Source organism: Ulvibacterium sp. (assembly GCF_965248315.1).
Lineage (GTDB): Bacteria > Bacteroidota > Bacteroidia > Flavobacteriales > Flavobacteriaceae > Ulvibacterium.
On the sequence record NZ_CBDFIX010000002.1, the window covers coordinates 1,180,401 to 1,199,516 of the forward strand.

General features: G+C 43.7%; 10 protein-coding genes. 9 read left to right on the forward strand and 1 reads right to left on the reverse strand.

What is annotated here, in order from left to right; genetic code table 11:
- Positions 1-70: 70 nt before the first annotated feature.
- The 3 genes from ACP2AF_RS06525 to iolG are packed head-to-tail and all read left to right on the forward strand — an operon-like array spanning position 71 to position 3,481.
- Positions 71-1,546: a CoA-acylating methylmalonate-semialdehyde dehydrogenase gene (locus ACP2AF_RS06525; RefSeq protein ID WP_425235429.1), complete on the forward strand. Its 1,476-nt coding sequence runs from the start codon at positions 71-73 to the stop codon at positions 1,544-1,546.
- Positions 1,547-1,553: 7 nt separating this feature from the next.
- A complete protein-coding gene (locus ACP2AF_RS06530; RefSeq protein WP_425235430.1) occupies positions 1,554-2,459 on the forward strand; it encodes a sugar phosphate isomerase/epimerase family protein in 906 nt (301 codons plus the stop codon).
- 14 nt (positions 2,460-2,473) lie between these two features.
- Positions 2,474-3,481, forward strand: a complete 1,008-nt coding sequence (gene iolG / locus ACP2AF_RS06535) for an inositol 2-dehydrogenase (protein WP_425235431.1) — start codon at positions 2,474-2,476, stop codon at positions 3,479-3,481.
- A 118-nt stretch (positions 3,482-3,599) separates the two neighbouring features.
- On the opposite strand, the gene ACP2AF_RS06540 is transcribed toward iolG, so the two are convergent.
- Positions 3,600-5,552, reverse strand: a complete 1,953-nt coding sequence (locus ACP2AF_RS06540; RefSeq protein ID WP_425235432.1) for a metallophosphoesterase family protein — start codon at positions 5,550-5,552, stop codon at positions 3,600-3,602.
- A 325-nt stretch (positions 5,553-5,877) separates the two neighbouring features.
- Here ACP2AF_RS06540 and ACP2AF_RS06545 point away from each other — a divergent pair, with 325 nt between their 5' ends.
- The 6 genes from ACP2AF_RS06545 (at position 5,878) to ACP2AF_RS06570 (ending at position 18,964) form a co-directional block, all read left to right on the forward strand.
- Positions 5,878-7,539 carry an L-lactate permease gene (locus ACP2AF_RS06545; protein ID WP_425235433.1) on the forward strand — a complete coding sequence of 554 codons (1,662 nt, stop codon included), beginning with the start codon at positions 5,878-5,880 and terminating at the stop codon, positions 7,537-7,539.
- 18 nt (positions 7,540-7,557) lie between these two features.
- Complete coding sequence (locus ACP2AF_RS06550) at positions 7,558-10,428, forward strand: FAD-binding and (Fe-S)-binding domain-containing protein (RefSeq protein ID WP_425235434.1); 2,871 nt, start codon at positions 7,558-7,560, stop codon at positions 10,426-10,428.
- Between the two features lie 52 nt (positions 10,429-10,480).
- Positions 10,481-11,596 (forward strand): pyridoxal-phosphate-dependent aminotransferase family protein, encoded by a 1,116-nt coding sequence (locus ACP2AF_RS06555; protein ID WP_425235435.1) that lies wholly within the window; start codon positions 10,481-10,483, stop codon positions 11,594-11,596.
- Between the two features lie 255 nt (positions 11,597-11,851).
- Positions 11,852-13,477 carry a sodium:solute symporter gene (locus ACP2AF_RS06560; protein WP_425235436.1) on the forward strand — a complete coding sequence of 542 codons (1,626 nt, stop codon included), beginning with the start codon at positions 11,852-11,854 and terminating at the stop codon, positions 13,475-13,477.
- 811 nt (positions 13,478-14,288) lie between these two features.
- On the forward strand, positions 14,289-17,405 hold the full coding sequence (locus tag ACP2AF_RS06565) for a SusC/RagA family TonB-linked outer membrane protein (RefSeq protein ID WP_425235437.1): 3,117 nt from the start codon (positions 14,289-14,291) through the stop codon (positions 17,403-17,405).
- Between the two features lie 14 nt (positions 17,406-17,419).
- Positions 17,420-18,964: a RagB/SusD family nutrient uptake outer membrane protein gene (locus ACP2AF_RS06570; RefSeq protein ID WP_425235438.1), complete on the forward strand. Its 1,545-nt coding sequence runs from the start codon at positions 17,420-17,422 to the stop codon at positions 18,962-18,964.
- The last annotated feature ends 152 nt before the right edge of the window (positions 18,965-19,116 follow it).

Genomic DNA, 19,116 nt, shown 5'->3' on the forward strand with positions numbered 1-19,116 from the left:
CATTTCAAACATCTTATTATAGCTACTGCAACAATTACAGATATACAAATAAGTTTTAAGCATTTAAAAAATGAGCATTTTAAAGAATTATATAAATAGCAATTGGCAAAGTAGTACCTCCAAGGAAACGATTGATGTAGTAAACCCTGCGGATCAGCAGGTTTTAGCAAAAGTGCCGTATGGTCCGGACACGAAAAATGATGTGGCCGAAGCTGTAATTGCTGCACAAAAGGCATATAGGGAATGGAGCAAGGTGCCCGTAATGAAAAGGGTTCAAGCGCTATATCATTTAAAATCGTTGCTCGAGGAAAACTCGGAGGTTTTGGCAGAGATCATTACCAACGAGTCGGGCAAGACCAAGGCGGAATCTTTTGGAGAAATACAAAGGGCTATTGAGAATGTTGAGGTAGCCTGTGGTACGCCCATGCTCATGGCCGGTGATGTTATTGAGGATATTGCCACGGGAATAGACGAGATGATGATTCGTCAGCCCTTGGGCGTTACGGCCTGTATTACGCCCTTTAATTTTCCAAGTATGATCGTATTCTGGTTTTTGCCTTATGCGATTGCGACCGGGAATGCCTTTATCGTAAAACCCTCCGAAAAAGTGCCCTTGACCATGATGAAGATCTTTGAGTTCATCGATCAATTGGATGTTCCCAAGGGCTTGGTTAATCTGGTTCATGGCGGAAAGGATTCCGTAGATGCCATTTTAGAGCATCCACAGATCAAGGCCATTAGTTTTGTAGGTAGTACACCGGTAGCCCGATATATTTATTCCAAGGGAACGGCCAACGGGAAAAGGGTACAGGCCCAAGGAGGAGCAAAAAACCCTGTGGTCATATTGCCCGATTCGGATATTGAGATGTCTACAAAAATTATTGCAGACTCTGTGTATGGCTGTGCAGGGCAGCGGTGTTTGGCGGCCTCCACGATAATCACGGTAGATGACAAGCGGCGAGAGATAAAGGATGCCCTTTACGAAACCGTAAAAGCTAGGACTACCGGTTACGGCTGGGAGGATGGGATAAATATGGGTCCTGTGATTACCCCGGAGAGTAAAACGAGAATAGAAGGATTGATTCAAAAGGGAATAGATGAAGGGGCCCAAGTGCTTCTTGACGGTAGAAATGCCTCGATTTCCGGATATGAAAAAGGGAATTTTATTACGCCCACCATTCTGGAAAATGTGGCGTTGGACAAGGAACTGATAAGAACAGAAATCTTTGGTCCTGTAATGAGCCTTATTTCTATGGCGACTATAGACGAAGCTTTATCGTTTGTCAATAGTGGAAACTATGGTAATATGGCCTGCCTGTTTACCGGAAGTGGTGCAAATGCAAGAAGGTTCAGAAACGAGGCGGATGCGGGCAATATTGGTATTAACATTGGAGTAGCGGCCCCAATGGCACAATTCCCTTTTAGCGGTTGGAAGGATAGTTTTTTTGGAGATCTCCATGGACAGGGAAAACATGCCATTGAGTTTTTCACCCAAACCAAAGTAATTATAGAGCGATGGCCCAATATATGGTCGCGTAAATTTTAAAAAGAGGATGATTAAAATAGCAAATGCCCCTTGTTCTTGGGGCGCCCTGGAATTTGACCTGGAGGAAAAATCTGAAGAGATCGGATTTGAACAAGTTTTGGACGAAATAAAGGAGACGGGCTATATGGGTACGGAACTTGGCGACTGGGGATATATGCCTACAGATCCGAATCTCTTGCGCCAGGAAATTGAAAAGAGAGGGTTGGAGTTGCTGGGGGCCTTTGTTCCGGTAGCCTTGGCGGATGAAAACACCCATGAAGCGGGAGTCGATACCGCATTGAAAGTGGCTCAATTGATGCATAGAGCGGGGTATACGAATGCATTTATTGTTTTGGCCGATGACAATGGAACCGTCCTGGATAGGACACAATACGCAGGCAGGATAACTCCGGAAATGGGACTTTCGGAAGAACAATGGCAAGTATATGCGGTAGGTGCCGAAAAAGTAGCCAAAACTGTAAAGGACAAATATGGACTACGCACCGTTTTTCATCACCATTGTGCCGGGTATGTGGAGACCCCACAAGAGATAGATACCCTTATGGCCTTGACCGACCCTGAAGTATTGGGACTCTGTCTGGATATGGGACATTACGCCTTTGGCGGAGGTAATCCGATAGACGCAATAATGAAGTATTCAGATAGGATATGGCATGTTCACTTTAAGGACTATGACCCTGAAGCGGCCAGGCTATCCCGCCAAGAAAACGGGGACTATTTCGATGCCTTAAAAAAAGGAGTGTTCTGCGAGCTTGGAAAAGGATCGGTAGATTTCAATACGGTTGTAAAACTTTTAAAAGACAAGCGCTACGAGGATTGGATCGTTGTTGAACAGGACATACTTCCAGGTATGGGAGAACCCAAAAAATGTGCACAGGCCAATAGGGACTACATAAAAACATTGGGACTGTAATTAATTAAGAACATATGACAACACTAAAATTAGCCATAGCAGGATTGGGAAGAATCGGAAAAATCCATTTAGACAATCTGCTTCAAACACCGGATGTAGAGGTCGTAGCGGCCACAGATCCGGATAAGGATTCCCTGCAATATGCAAAAGACAAAGGCGTACCCTATACTACCAACACTTTTGAGGAAATGTTGGGCGGTACCCAGATCGATGCCGTTTTGATCTGTTCCCCTACCAATACACATGCGGATTATGTGGAGCTATCGGCTAAGGCGGGAAAACATGTTTTCTGCGAAAAACCGTTGGATCTTTCATTGGCAAGGGTTTCTGAAGTATTAAGGACTGTCAAGGAGGCTGAAATAAAGTTGATGTTGGGCTTTAACAGAAGATTTGATAAGGAATTTAGGAAGGTAAAGGAATTGGTGAAAAATGAAGCCGTAGGGATTCCTCATTTGGTCAAGATTACCAGTCGCGATCCCGGTGCTCCGCCGGTAAGCTACATTGAAAAATCAGGCGGGTTATTTTTGGATATGACCATTCATGATTTTGACATGGCCCGTTTCGTTGTAGATAAGGAAGTAGAGGAAGTATATGCCAAAGGTGCGGTTTTGATCGACCCGGCCATCGGGGATGCCGGAGATATTGATACTGCCGTGGTTACACTTACCTATTCAGATGGTACAATGGCCATAATAGATAATAGTAGGGAGGCGTCCTATGGCTATGATCAACGGGTAGAGGTCTTTGGATCAAAAGGCATGGTACAATCCAACAACAATTTCCATGATTCACATAAATTGTACAACAATCAAGGCATACACGCCGCTTTGCCCTTGCATTTTTTCTTGGAACGCTATCAGGAGGCCTATAAAACAGAAATGAAGGATTTCATTAAGGGTCTTTCCAACGGTACCATGATGCCCGTTGATGGTAACGACGGGCTGCAATCCCTAAAAATAGGACTCGCCGCTATTAAGTCCATTCGGGAAAATAGGCCGGTAAAAATATCGGAGATCAGTTAACTCCCATTTAGCGCTCGGTTCTTCATTCTATATTGTTGAATAGGTTGGGATTAGGTCCTTCTTGATTTCTGAAGTCCAACAACCGTTATAGCTCGGCGTCTTGTCCTGTAAACCGGATTCAATCTGTTCGTTTGTTATTCAGTGGTATCACTTTCCCGGTTTTTAGCTGTATTTGAAAATGATCCGAGGGCTCCCCAGTCATAAATTTTTGAAACATTTTTAGCAACTCGAGCATGCTGCTTCGCATTGGGTCATTATCCGAAATTGGTTTTCCCTGTTGTATGAATGATTCGATAATAAGACGGTATTGGTCCAGCCGTTCTTGGCCAATATCATTGAAGGCCAATTCATCGGCACTTCTAAGCCGGTATAGGTCGAATACCAAATCAGATCCTGACCAATCGATGAACCGATTAAAATCTAGATTTGCCTGGCTGGCACTTTCTTGTGCCTTTATCCAATAATCCGAAGCTTTGGTATGATTATTCTTGATTTTTATTAACGATTCTTCAAGAGGCTCCGAGGTATTTGTTTGCGAGAGCACCAGCAATTCCTTACCGGAAATAGGTAAAAGGAAGGAAGCGAATTCAGATGGCCATTCGGATTTCAGGAAGCGTAATCGAACGAGTTCCCTTAAGTGCCATGTCATAAACTCATGATAGTTTTTTGAAGTTAAAACTGCCTTATTCCAGGTATTTTGGTCGCCTATACTTCTCAAAAATGTGTGCTCCTGTTTGTATAGGTTGAAAAATTCATCAAGCCTAGGAACGGAATCCAAGGTTATCGTCTCCACCTCCATAATCTCCTTTTCCCTTATGGTAAGCAATTTGTAGGCCGGCTTATAGGCTGCCAAGGAAGGTACTTGAACATTCACCAACGTATTTCCCTTTTCCGTGGTGGTGATTCCCGTATCGTTTATATGTATGTGACCCCCAAAGTGAAGCTTTAGGCCGGCATCGGCAAGTACTTGAGCTACTTTGTTATTGGGGACCCGTCTTAATTGCATTTGGCTGCCAACCAATAGATCATCAATTTCAGAGGTAGCACCGTTTGTAAAATCTACCATGGGATAATGGCTAAAGGCAATGAGTGTCTTCCCTTGTTTTTCTGCAGTTTTAACTACTCTTTCCACCCAGTCCAAGAGGTATTTTTTAGTTTCAAGGAGATTGTCGTGGCCAATTCCGGTATTGGGGTAATCCTTAGAATCTGTTTTCTTTCCCGATCTTTCTTTTTTTAAATATGTATTTGCGTCAAGGGCGAGCAACCAGAGCCCTTCAATGGGTTCTACTAGATAGCTGGTGTCCGGAATGGGAATATCATTTGAAGGGAGCAAAAGACTTCTTTTTTTTAGCGACCCCTGTTCTTTGGCCATTTCGAAACTGTAGGTGTCGTAAGTATAATCGGAAAATGGGGATTCCCAATAGATATAGTCCGCTTTAGGAAAAAACCCAAAATCGGCCAGGAGGTTCGTACATTCGTAATACCCTAAATTTTGAATATCACTGGTGAGGACGACAGGATGCTCCTTGATGGTATCGGCTACGTGCATTTGCGAATGTGACATAATGGGTTGTCGCTTGCCGCCTTCCCCCAAGAAATCTACTTTTCCATCTTTGCGGTTAAACGGCCGTACAACATCATGGTTGCCATGGATCAAGTAGAATGAAAGCCCATGGTCTTCGGAATACTCTTCCAAAATTTGTTTTAGTCCGCGCAGATGGATAGGCTGTCCGTCATCCGAGAAATCCCCAGGGAGCAATACATAGTTTACCCCTCTTTTGACCACATCATCAAGGGCGGCCAAAAATGCAAAGTAATTTTCGTTGAAAATCCGGGTAGACTTCAATTGACTTCCCATGGTTCTGATAAGTACGTAATTCCCATTTTTAGGATTTTTTATGCCACGATATTCACTATCCTGAAATTCTCCGTAAACATCTTGGAGATGTACATCCGCAATTACGGCAATCTGTAATTCTTGGAGACGTAAGCTTTTTTTTGGGGCACAAGAAATCCCGATTGTTAGGACAATAAATGGGAGCAGATATTTTATGTTTCTTAAGAAGTTCATGCCCTATTCAAATAAGTTTTAATTTGTATAATTCCCCGATGGCCTTGCCTCGGGGATACCTGTCCGTCCGGTCAAGGCGGGGTCGATTTCAAGAAATTTTTTATTATCAATTCAATGTAAAAATAGGGGTTGTGGAAAGGATAGCAGTACCGATCTTATGCAAAGGTTTGCACATGGAATGGATGTCCAAGATAGTCGGGTTTTCTTTGTCTTGAACTTGGGGGCCAATAAAGAATCTTAAGGACTTTCCCAATTCCAAACCTATTTGTATTATTTTTAAACAAATCGCAAAGGTTTAACTTGTAGAACAAATACTGAATCGGATATGTCACCATCGTTATTGGCATTTCTAGCGGTCGTTCCTATTCTTACGGCCGCTATACTTTTGGTAGGATTAAGAATGCCAGCAAAAAGGGCTATGCCTATTTCGTTTTTGGTCACTATCGGTATCGCTTTCTTAGTCTGGGATATAGCCATTATCGATATCATAGCCTCCACGATTCAAGGCTTGTTCATCACCTTCGACATTCTGTATATTGTTTTTGGTGCTATCGTGCTCTTAAATCTGCTTAAGTATTCAAGGGCGCTGGGTGTAATCCGCGAAGGCTTTGCCGATATATCCAAAGATCGTAGGGTACAGGTGGTCATCATCGTATGGCTGTTCGGGTCCTTTATCGAAGGGGCTGCTGGATTTGGTACACCAGCGGCAATTGTAGCACCCTTATTGGTAGGGTTAGGCTTTCCGGCCTTTTGCGCTGTGATGTTGGGGATGATGGTACAGAGTACCGCAGTGTCCTTTGGGGCTGTGGGGACTCCTATTTTGGTTGGGATAAGTGGAGGTGTCCAAAGTTCCGAATTTGACGCCGAACTGGCCGCTACCGGTCTGGAACTTTCCGATTATATACAACTGGTTACCTCCGAAGTAGTACTCCTACACGGCATAACAGGAACGCTCATGCCAACGCTTATGGTCTGTATGATGACCCGTTTTTTTGGGAAGAACAGATCTTGGAGGGAAGGATTGCAAATACTGCCCTTCACCATTTTTGGGGGACTGGCATTTACGGTTCCCTATGTACTAACGGGTCTCTTTTTAGGGCCGGAGTTTCCATCTTTATTAGGGGCATTGGTCGCAATCCCCATCGTAGTGCTTGCAGCAAAACGGGGTTTTTTGATTCCGAAAAAGACATGGGAATTTGATTCCCAAAAGGACTGGCCTTCTACTTGGTTCGGCACTTTGAAAGTAAAATTGAAAGATGATGACGGCGGGAAAAAGATGTCATTGGCCAAAGCATGGATTCCCTATCTTACTATGGCGGCCCTTTTGGTATTGTCAAGACTTCCTCAGCTACCTCTAAAGGGTTGGCTTGGCAATATAAAGATAGTATGGCCAGAAATTTTGGGCACCTCTATCTCGGCGTCCAGTAGCCCCTTCTACTTGCCCGGTACTATTTTACTTTTGGCGGGAGTGATTACCATTGGGTTACACCATATGAAATGGGACAAGGTTCGGATTGCCTTCAGGGATAGCACAAAAATGTTATTAGGCGCTGGTTTTGTGCTCGTTTTTACAGTACCCATGGTTCGTATCTATATCAATTCAGGGACAAACCTTGCCGGTATTCCCGGTATGCCCATTGCGATGGCGGAATGGGTTGCGGATACCGTAGGCCATATTTATCCGATGTTCGCTCCTACCATCGGTGCGTTGGGAGCCTTTATTGCGGGGAGCAATACGGTAAGCAACCTTATGTTCGGACTGTTCCAGTTCGGAGTAGCGGCTAAATTGGCAATGCCGTCTTTTGTAGTATTGGCACTGCAAGCAGTTGGAGCGGCAGCGGGCAACATGATTGCCATTCACAATGTAGTAGCGGCTTCGGCCACTGTAGGCTTTCTTGGAAAGGAAGGCATGGTTCTACGTAGGACCATTATACCCACTCTATATTATTTGTTGGTGGTTGGTATATTGGGACTTATATTTATTTGATAAAAGAACACTATTGGGATGAAGGCTATTTTGGGTAGTTTGGACAAATCGATAAAGGGAGAAGTGCTGGTAGATGATTACTCTTTGGGCATGTACGCCACTGATGCCAGTATCTACCAAATAAAGCCCGTTGCGATAGTGCTGCCAAAGGATGCCGAAGATGTAAAAAATGCCGTTGCCATTGCACAAAAGAATAAGATCAGTATACTTCCCAGAGGAGCTGGGACAAGCTTGGCCGGACAGACCGTAGGGGAATCCATGATTTTGGACTTTTCCAAATACATGAACGCTCTTCTGGAAATAAATGAATCGGAAAAATGGGCACGGGTACAACCGGGCATGGTAAGGGATAACCTTAATGCGGAACTAAAGTCCTACGGATTGCATTTTGCACCGGATCCCGCTACGGGAAGCAGGGCAAACGTTGGGGGAATGGTCGGCAACAATTCCTCGGGCACCAAAAGTATTTTGTTTGGTAAGACCGTGGATCACGTTTTGGAGGCTACGGTAATGCTAGCGGATGGGACCATCTTACACCTAAAAAACTGCTCACCGGAAGGATATGATGAAAAAGCGGCGAAAAACGATCGTGAAGGGGAAATCTATACCTCTTTCAAAAGATTGGTAGATGCCCATTCCAAAGAAATCAAGGAACGCTTTCCCAAGGTAATGCGAAGAGTGGGGGGATACAATTTAGACGAATTCGTATATACCGACCAATGGAACTTGAGCAAATTGATCTGCGGTAGCGAAGGCACTTTGGCAACCACCTTGGAGCTTAAACTTAACCTTGTAGACCTGCCCAAGTATAGATCGGTCTGTGTAGTGCATTTTGCGGAAATTTTGGAAGCCATATCCGCGGTGGAATCCATGTTGCCCTTTAGCCCTTCCGCCATTGAAATATTGGATAAAACGGTTATTGGCCTTAGTAGGGAGAACCTCACTACGAAGCATCATTGTCACTTTTTAGATGGAAACCCAGAAGCTATATTGATTGTGGAATTCTATGGGGATACCTTGGAAGATGTCATGGACAGGCCCCGGCAAATGATAACACAATTAAAGACCAATGGATTCGGGTATGCCTATCCACTTTTCCCGGAAGGAGAGGCCTATGAAGATGTGTGGGTCATCCGTAAAAAAGGTTTGGGATTGATGTTGGGGCTAAAAGGAAACAAAAAGCCTCTGGCGTTTATCGAGGATGCTGGAATACCATCCCAACACTTACCGGAGTATATCGATAAGGTTTTAAAAATTTGTGAAAGGCACGATACCAAGGCGGCCATGTATGCACACGCCAGTGTTGGGGTAATCCATGTACGCCCCATATTGGATCTTAGATTGGAAGAGGATATCCGGAGGCTGAAAGCGATTACCGATGATACCTTTGAACTGGTGATGAAATACAAAGGTTCCTGGAGCGGTGAACATGGGGACGGTTTGGTAAGGAGCGCCTACAACAAACGTTTTTTTGGTGAAACCCTATACGGAGCCTTTTTGGATATCAAAAGGCTATTCGACCCGGAGAATCTGATGAATCCAGGTAAAATTGTTGAGGCACAGACCATAGAGCATAATTTGCGGTATGGGACGGCCTATCAAGACCAATCCGTAAAGACGGAATATCGATATCAAGTAGAGGGAGGTTTTGAGGCCTCGGTACATATGTGCACCGGAGTTGGGGAATGCCGAAAAATATTGGGTGGAACCATGTGCCCAAGTTTTAAGGCCACAAGGGATGAAGAGCATTCAACAAGAGGTAGGGCCAATGCACTTCGCTTGGCGATGTCCAATCAATTTGGAAAAGAAGGTCTGGCCAGCCAACGTCTTCATGAGGTTATGGATCTTTGCCTTTCCTGTAAGGCCTGTAAATCCGAATGTCCCAGCAATGTGGATATGGCGAAGATGAAAAGCGATAGCCTACAAATGTATTATGATGAACATGGTATTTCGCTCAGGGATAAGCTTATACGTGATTCTGCAAAGGCCGCAGCGAATATATCGGGGTGGAAGGCAAGTATGGTCAACCCCCTTCAAAAAACAGGGCTTTTCCGATTCATTTTAGAACGAACCGCAAAATTTGATAAGCGAAGGAAACTACCTGATTTTGCAGAACTACCCTTTTACAAATGGTTTGCGAAAAACGCTCATAAAACCAACAAGGGCGATAAAAAAGTGGTACTTTTTGCAGACACCTATTTGAATTATCATGAACCACAAGTAGGGATCTCCGCCCTTAAACTTTTGAATTCCTGTGGATATGAGGTTATCTTGGCCCATGTGGGTTGTTGCCAACGACCTAAAATCTCCCATGGTTTTTTACGGGATGCCAAAAGGAAAGGAGAACAAACAATAGACAGATTAAAAACGTTCCTAGATAAAGGATTAAAGGTGGTGGTTTGTGAACCTAGCTGTGCTTCAGCGCTAAACGATGACCTGCCGGATATGATTGCCAACACGGATACAGCGGAACAGTTGAAAAAAGGCATAATGATGATCGATGTATTCTTGAACGATGAATTGGAAAAGGGCCGTTTGAATGTACGTTTTGAACCCATATCCGAAGCTATGGCAATTCATGGACATTGCCATCAAAAAGCATTATACGGTACCAATGCTATGAAAAACTTGGTAAGGGATTCGGCAAAGGAGATTCGGGAAATACCATCAGGTTGTTGTGGTATGGCCGGTTCTTTTGGCTATGAGAAAGAACATTATGACCTTTCCCAAAAAATTGGGAACGAAGTCCTGTTTCCAGAAGTAAAAAAGCTACAAAAAGACCACGAAATTGTGGCCTGCGGATTTAGTTGCCGTCACCAGATACACCATTTTACGGAGGCAAAGCCCAAACATTTTGTAGAGGCCATACGGGCCGTGAAAAATAATTGATATATTTCAGAACACGTTATAAACCATCCTTAGAAAAACGAAAATTATCACAATGGGAAAAATCGATGAAATGAAAACGAGTACAAGGGTACTCATGGGGCCAGGGCCAAGTGATGTACATTCAAGGGTATTGAGGGCCATGGCCACACCACTGGTAGGGCATCTTGATCCCGAATTTTTGAAAGTGATGGACGACATTAAGTCTATGACCCAAGAAACCTTACAAACCAAAAATCCGTTGACCTTTGTAGTCTCCGCTCCTGGAAGTGCGGGCATGGAAACCTGCTTGGTTAATCTATTGGAGCCCGGTGATGAAGCGGTAATTTGTATACATGGAGTTTTTGGGAACCGGATGGCCGATATTGCTGAGCGCTGTGGGGCAAAAGTTATTAAAGTAGAGGCGGACTGGGGAAAACCAATTCAAATTGAGGACGTAAAAATTGCATTGGAGAGCTGCAACCCAAAATTATTGGCTATTGTACATGCCGAGACATCAACAGGTGTTTTACAACCTTTGGAGGAAATTAGCAGGTTGACGAAAGCGGCCGGAGCTTTATTCGTTGTAGATGCGGTGACCTCGTATTGTGGTGCGGAGTTGAAAGTGGATGAATGGGGTATCGATGCCCTATACTCGGGAAGCCAAAAATGCTTGAGCGCTCCTCCTGGATTATCCCCGGTTACCTTTAGCCAAATGGCGATAGATGTATTGGACAAACGAAAGACCAAAGTACAAAGCTGGTTTTTGGACTTGTCCTTGGTTAAAAATTACTGGGCCGGGGCCAAGAGAGCGTACCACCATACGGCTCCCATATCGTCCATGTATGCCATGCGCGAGGCCTTACGTATTGTTCTTGAGGAAGGTTTGGAAAACCGCTTTGCACGTCATCAAAGAAACCATGAGCTATTAAGGGATGGACTAGAAGGTATGGGTTTTGAATTTCTGGTAGAAGAGCAATACCGTCTACCCATGTTGAACGCTGTGCGTATTCCTGAAGGGATAGATGATTCAACGGTAAGGAGCAGATTGTTGGAGGAATACAATATTGAAATAGGAGGAGGTCTTGGTCCCTTTGCAGGGAAAATATGGCGGATAGGTCTAATGGGTGAAAGCTCCGATGCCAACCATGTGAATATGTTATTGGCCGCATTGAAGAATATCATTCTATAGGAACTTGATTTTTCCCCCACAAACTATAACAAAGACATTGGGAGCAAGAAGGTATGGTGACATTTCAAAGGACCAGTTTCGTCAGTATGCCTTGGATTAATAAGAGGGATTAACCCCATGTAACGGTCAATTTACAAGGGGACATCACATGCTCTTCTTAATGAATTCCCGTGCCAAGTTCGTTTTACAAAATGGTAATACTGTCAATTTGAAAGCCAATGAAATTAAATACTGAAAACCAACTAGAATAAACTTATGAAAGGATTGGATACATTGGATTGGGTCGTTATTACCGGCTATTTTATGGTCTTGCTAGGAGTGGCTTGGTGGGTCATAATGCAGAAGCAAAAGAACACCGAGGATTATTTTTTAGCCGGTCGAAACATCGGTTGGTTTATGGTAGGCGCCTCCATTTTCGCCTCCAACATAGGTTCCGAGCATGTGGTGGGTCTTGCAGGTAATGGGGCAGGAGATAAGATGCCATTATTAATTTATGAACTCCACGCTTGGCTAGTATTGATGTTAGGGTGGGTATTTCTTCCATTCTATGCCAGGAGCGGGGTCTTTACCATGCCGGAGTTCCTGGAAAAAAGATTTGATGCACGCTCCAGATGGGTGCTGTCCGTAGTTTCGTTGATCGCTTACATTTTGACCAAGGTCTCCGTAACCATCTATGCCGGTGGGGTAGTGGTCTCCGCTTTATTGGGAATCCCCTTTTGGATAGGCGCTGTGGCCACCGTGGTGCTTACAGGTCTCTATACCGTTTTGGGCGGCATGCGAGCCGTAGTATATACCGAAACCATTCAGGCTATCGTACTGGTATTAGGTGCCGGAATTCTAACTTTCTTGGGTTTGGATGCTGTTGGCGGATGGGGCGAACTCAAAGAAACCGTTGGTGCCGATTACTTCAATATGTGGCGACCCAATTCTGACCCCGATTATCCTTGGCTGCCCCTTTTTATTACAAGTACCGTAGTTGGGATTTGGTATTGGTGTACTGATCAGGTCATAGTACAACGTGTATTGACCGCCAAGAATATCAAGGAAGGTCGCAGGGGGAGTATTTTTGGTGCTTTGTTAAAGCTGATGCCGGTATTCCTATTCTTGATTCCCGGCGTTATTGCCTTGGGTTTAAAAATGCAAGGGAGATTGGATTGGGACAGTCCGGATGAAGCCTTTCCTGTATTAATGAGTAATCTAATGCCATCAGGGTTAAGAGGTCTTGTGGCAGCAGGGTTGCTGGCCGCCCTTATGAGCTCCTTGGCCTCTGTTTTTAATTCTTGTTCCACTTTATTCACCCTGGACATTTACAAAAAACTGAAACCGGAGAAACCAGAGGAAGAATTGGTAAAGACAGGACGTATAGCCACTTTTTTTGTGGTCGGATTGGGCTTGTTATGGATTCCTATTATTACTACACTGTCAGATGGATTGTACGAATACCTTCAAAATGTACAGGCCTATATATCACCTCCAATTGCAGCAGTGTTTTTACTGGGAATCTTTTACAAGCGGATTAATGCCAATGGGGCCATAGCCACACTCATCGGAGGATTCATCATCGGTTTTTCAAAATTGACCTTGGAAATCTTAAAATCGAGTTTTGCCGAAGGTAGTTTCCTTTTTACAATCGCGGATATCAATTGGCTTGTGTTTGGAGCCTATTTCTTTGCTTTGTGTATTGCCATAGCTATTGGTGTTAGTATGTTCTATCCTGCCCCATCCCAAAAACAATTAGCGGGACTGACCTTTGGTACGGTGACGAGCCAACAAAAAGCTGAGAATAAGAACAGCTATACGGTTTGGGATATTATCGCATCTGTAGGTGTGGTATTGATCGTTATATATATTATGGTTTCCTTCAGTGCACTGAGTCTTTAAGATGGGAAAAATTAAGGATGCCAGATGTAGGCAAAAATAAAATTTGATGGGTTATGGGAATCCAACATCCGTAAAGTTCGGAGGCACTGAAGATAGCAACTGGTTATTGCAAAGAAATGACCAAAAGTTTCAATAAGGATAACAAAATTCCGTAACCATAATTTTCAACCCCATTATTAAGACCGCATCGGAATAAATGATTTATATGAGGAGGTGCCTATCACAATTGTTTAAGTCAAAATATAAGTGTGGAGTCCGTGCAAAATTTTGCGTAGCTCATGAATATCGAATTTCTTCTGATTGTTGAGAAAACGGATTTATATAGTTCCAAGTAAGAGTTGAGGTGGAATGATGCAACCTTTAGATAACCTGCCCGAAGTTTGTCCACCCTGAGATTGTCTACTTTACCCTCAATTTCTTTGGGATTCGGCTTTTTGAGGACTCCTTAGAATCATTAATCGGCAAAATGTATTCGTGTATACTTTCCCAATGTTTCGGAGATTATTTGTAGATAAAAGTGCAATTATATGAAGATGGGATGAAATAAAATCATGAAAATTTTTCTGACCTTGGAAATGACCTAAAACATGAAACTATTCCTTAAAATAGCATATTTATAAAAAAGCAAACTTCTTTTGATGGATATTTTAATAAAACAGATCTGTAATTTTATGATTCGCAATTGACAAAATACAAGAAATCAAAAATCCCTTTTTACTATAATTTTATAAATCGGGAGAACTTGATTCCTGATTAGTATTAGGTTTGGTAGAATAGAATACGTTTTAATTAACCCAACAACTCAACTATTATGACGCAAAAACACAAGAAACATTTTTTATGGCCACAGGCGAGAAATCATGATTTTCTCAAATCGTGGCTCTTATCCCTACTGCTTTTTCTGGGCCTTCAGGTGGCTTTGGCCAGTGAGGCGGAAAATTTGGACAATCCCAAAACTGCAGTATTTCAATCTTCGGTAACCGGTACGGTGACCGATGATACCGGAGCACCACTACCTGGTGCAAGTATTGTAGAAAAAGGTACCACCAATGGTACCCAAACCGATTTTGACGGTAACTATACCATAAATGTGGATAGCGGTGCTACTTTGGTTATAAGTTACATAGGTTATGCTGCTCAGGAAATACCTGTCAATGGACAGGCAACAATAAATGTAACGCTTCAGGAAGATGCCAGCCAATTGGATGAAGTGGTACTGGTAGGATACGGTACCCAAAGCAGGGCGGCCGTAACCAATGCCATTTCCTCCGTAACCAATGAGGATCTGGTGGAAACTCCGGCAATTGGTGTGGAACAAGCCCTACAAGGAAGGGCAGCAGGGGTACAGGTAACCAATAGAGGTACTCCTGGAGCCGCACCTTTGGTAACAATTCGGGGATTGGGAACTTTTGGAAACAATCAGCCTTTGTTTATCGTGGATGGAGTACCTACCGGTAACCTGAATAATATACCTGCAGAGGCTATTGAATCAGTGGATATCCTAAAAGATGCCTCCAGTGCCGCCATTTATGGATCTAGGGCATCCAATGGGGTGGTTTTGATCAAGACCAAGGGAGGTAAAAAGGGAAGGACTAGTTTTAGGGCCAGCACATATGCAGGTCTTTCCACGATTCCCAAAACCTTGGATGTACTAAATGCCGATCAGTACCGACAATATGCGTCGGAAGCTTATGACGCGGATCCAGTGGTACCAGGGAACCAAATTTATCCTGGATTGCAGCCTGGCAATTTTGATCCAGCGGTAAGTACCAATTATCAAGACGAAATCCTTAGGACTGGGCTATGGCAAAATTATGATATTGAAGCTTCCGGAGGTAGCGAAAATGCTACTTACAGTGTTCGTTTAGGGTATTTGAATCAAGAAGGAGCCTTGATAGAATCCCGATTTGATAGGTATTCCGTGGGTCTTAACACCACTATAGACTTGAGCGATAAGATTACGATGGGCCAGACTTTGAACTTAGGGATATCCAGGACCTTTGGGGGTGACGGGGGCACTATCTTGGGCAATGCCACTCGTTTTGATCCCACCCGACCTGTTTTTGACGAGGAGACCAATTTCTATTCGGAAATTACCACTTCCTTCAACGGTCAGGATATTGAAAACCCGGTACGGCTTAGGGAAAATGGAGAATTCTTGACCACGCAGACGAGTTTAGTCGGATCGGTTTTTGGTAGTTATGAAATCATTCCAGGTTTAACTTATAAATTGACCATTGGGCTGGACCATTCCTTTACCAATCAGGACAATTTTGAACCTTCCATTCCTACGGGCTCAAGAACACGCCTGTTTTCAGAGACCCGGGATAACAGGAGGAGAAATCTGAGCACGGTGGTGACCAATACACTTAACTACAATACGACTATTAACGACAAACACAATTTGGATGTCTTGGCGGGTTATGAGCGCAACCGAACGGTCTTTGATCGGATCGATGCCTTTACCATCAACCCTTTGACGGATAATGTACAGAACCTTAATCCCAATGAGGTAGAGAACTTGACCAGTTCCGAGAATGAGAATAATCTACACTCCGTATTTGGAAGGATTGGTTATGATTTTGATCGTACCTTCTTTTTAAGCGGTACCTTAAGGGCGGACGGATCTTCAAGATTTGCGCCAGGCAACCAATGGGGTTATTTCCCCTCAGTATCTGGAGCGGTCAATTTGGCGAACCTCCCTTTCCTACAGAATAGTGAGGACCTATCAAGCTTGAAATTGAGAGCGAGTTGGGGAATTACCGGGAACAATAACATTGGAAATTATCAGTTTCAGACGGGACTGTTGACCGATTTTAACTACGTTATTGATGGTGCCTTGGTCAGTGGTACACGGCCGGCCAGAATACCTAATGAACAATTGCAATGGGAGGAACTGACCTCTTTGAATATAGGTGCGGATTTGGCCTTTTTCAATAACGCCTTGACTATATCTGGAGAGTATTTCAAAAATGAAAGTGATGGGCTTCTGGTTGATGTTCCTTTGCCATCCTCTTTGGGTGCAACCACTGCCAACCAGACCCGGAATGTAGGTGGTACCGAACTGACAGGTCTGGAATTCACAGTAGGTTATAAGGATTTTGAAGGAGACTTCACTTGGGGAGCCAACTTTAACATGTTTGCCACCCTCAACCAAGAGGTAACTTCATTAGGTAGTGTAGATGCTATTTTTTCTGGAAGTTGGTTTCAACAGTTACACACAAGACTTTTGGTAGGAGAGGCACCCTTCCACTTTTTTGGATTGCGAACCGATGGCATTTTCCAAAACCAGGCTGAAGTAGATGCGCATGCTACTCAAAACAATGCCGAACCGGGGAATGTCCGATACGTGGATACCAACAATGATGGAGCCATTAATGCCGATGACAGGGTGGTTATCGGTAATCCCAATCCGGATTTCCAATTGGGGGCCGATTTCAATTTTAAATATAAAAACTTGGATTTCTCAGTTTTCCTAGTTGGGGAATATGGTAGGGATATTTATAATGGTTTCCGACTTACTTTGGAACAACAGGCCAGATTATTTAATATGAGTACTGTGGTCTTAGATCGTTGGTCGCCGACCAACCCTTCCCAGACCATCCCTAAAGCTACCCCTGGATTTACAGGGAATGAACAGGTTTCCGATCGTTTTATCGAGGATGGATCATTTACACGAGTGCGAAGTATGACGCTGGGGTATACTATTCCTAGCAGAGTTTTGGGCAACTTTGCCAATGGATCCATAAGCAGTTTACGGTTTTACGTAAGTGGTCAAAATTTAATTACTTTCACTGACTATTCGGGTTATGACCCAGAAATTGTACCAGTTTTAGATAATGGCACTGATATTAACACCATCGGATTGGACCAGGGCCGTTTCCCACAGGCGAGGACCGTTTTGGCAGGATTACAGATAGAATTTTAAAAAAAAAATTAGAGATGAAGACAAAGAAAATAATTATAACATTTGTAGCGGTATTTGTGGGTATGGTAAGCTGCAAGGAAGAGGAGTTGGAACTCCTAGACCCCAATGTTATCGTTCCAGAAACCTTTTTCCAAAATTCCGGGGAACTGCAATCTGCTGTTAATTCAGCCTATTCGTTTTTGCAGTCGCAGGGAATGTATGGTAGAATTGCGTTTTTCCTTTTCGATAATTTGTCCCAAGAGAATCTGGGTACCGATGCGCTTCAAGGCGGTCTAAAAGCTTTTATGGACTACACTTTTGACCCTTCCTTAGGGGAATTCTTTACTTTTTGGACGGCGGCCTATAGAGGAATCAATAGTTGCAACTTTGTACTTGAGGCCGCGGAGGAAGGATTGATACAGAACGTTCCGGAAAGTGAAATTAATCAACGTTTGGGTGAAGTTCGCTTCTTGAGGGCCTTGTATTTCTTTAAGTTGACCAATCTTTGGGGAGGCATTCCACGTCCTACTTCTACGGTAGCCTCGGAGACCGGAGGAGTGCCAAAAGCAACTCAGGAAGAAGTATATAATCTTATTTTTGAGGATTTGGCCTTTGCGGTTGCCAATTTACCCGAAGTGGGCAGCACGCCACAAGGGAGGGCTACTAGAGGTGCAGCGCAAGCTCTTAAAGGGAAGGCCCATTTGTTTAGAGGCCAGTGGGCAGAGGCCAAGGCCGAGTTTGAGGCTATCCAGGGGTATACCATAGTAGGGGTTAATCCCCGAGACAATGGGAATATAGCCGGGGAGTTCAACTCGGAATCCATATTTGAAGTAAACTATAGCCAGGAAATTGGAGGTGATCAGTGGAACGCAACAGGAAATGGGGTCCGCGAAAGTACATTCCGTGGCATTGAATATTCCCCTTTGAATTTTGCAAATATTATTGTACGGCCAAATCTATTGGATGAGTATGAGGATGACGACCCACGTTTTGATGCCTATTTCTATAGTGATGGAAGTGTCTTTGGAGGCCAAACCTTTCCCCCAGGATCGGAGCTACCAATAAATGGTCCAGTGGCATTTGGAGATCCTGACGCCGATGGAAACTTACCTTTGGTGTTTACCATAGCTTCTCCTGCATGGAGAAAGTATCAAAATTTGGATACGAGAACCACGGATGGATTTGAATATAGTGGAATTAACTTTAGGGTTATTCGTTATGCTGATGTATTGTTGATGTGGGCCGAAGCAGAAAATGAATTGGGCAACCAAGCAGCTGCTATTTCCTTGCTTAACCAAGTTAGGGATAGGGTTGGGATGCCTAACTATGGTACGGCTGAAATGGATTCCAGAGGGTATCCCGTAGGTTCGCAACAAGAGGTGTTCGATGCCATAGTGCACGAACGTGCCGTGGAACTGGCAGGCGAACAGGTGCGCTACTTTGATTTACAACGATGGGGCTTGGCATCCCAGGTATTGGAGAACTACCAAACTGGCAAGCATGAATTTTTGCCCATTCCCCAAAATGAAATCGACGGTAATCCGGATTTGACCAATGCGGATCAAAATCCTGGATATTAATGAGAATTTTTTGAGTTAGTTTTATTATAAGTGATTTTTCGAGAGGATAATAGATTCTATTATCCTCTCTTTTTTCATGAAGATGTCTTGTTAGGGCAATCGATAGTACAATGAATTTTTACCTCAATGATCAGATTGTAAAACTTGAACTA

Excerpts from the sequence above, each read along its gene's own strand:
- ACP2AF_RS06560 (WP_425235436.1), top strand. The coding sequence starts at position 11,852 with ATGAAAGGATTGGATACATTGGATTGGGTCGTTATTACCGGCTATTTT.
- ACP2AF_RS06525 (WP_425235429.1), top strand. The coding sequence starts at position 71 with ATGAGCATTTTAAAGAATTATATAAATAGCAATTGGCAAAGTAGTACC.
- ACP2AF_RS06540 (WP_425235432.1), bottom strand. The coding sequence starts at position 5,552 with ATGAACTTCTTAAGAAACATAAAATATCTGCTCCCATTTATTGTCCTA.
- ACP2AF_RS06555 (WP_425235435.1), top strand. The coding sequence starts at position 10,481 with ATGGGAAAAATCGATGAAATGAAAACGAGTACAAGGGTACTCATGGGG.
- ACP2AF_RS06570 (WP_425235438.1), top strand. The coding sequence starts at position 17,420 with ATGAAGACAAAGAAAATAATTATAACATTTGTAGCGGTATTTGTGGGT.
- ACP2AF_RS06550 (WP_425235434.1), top strand. The coding sequence starts at position 7,558 with ATGAAGGCTATTTTGGGTAGTTTGGACAAATCGATAAAGGGAGAAGTG.
- iolG (WP_425235431.1), top strand. The coding sequence starts at position 2,474 with ATGACAACACTAAAATTAGCCATAGCAGGATTGGGAAGAATCGGAAAA.
- ACP2AF_RS06530 (WP_425235430.1), top strand. The coding sequence starts at position 1,554 with ATGATTAAAATAGCAAATGCCCCTTGTTCTTGGGGCGCCCTGGAATTT.
- ACP2AF_RS06565 (WP_425235437.1), top strand. The coding sequence starts at position 14,289 with ATGACGCAAAAACACAAGAAACATTTTTTATGGCCACAGGCGAGAAAT.
- ACP2AF_RS06545 (WP_425235433.1), top strand. The coding sequence starts at position 5,878 with ATGTCACCATCGTTATTGGCATTTCTAGCGGTCGTTCCTATTCTTACG.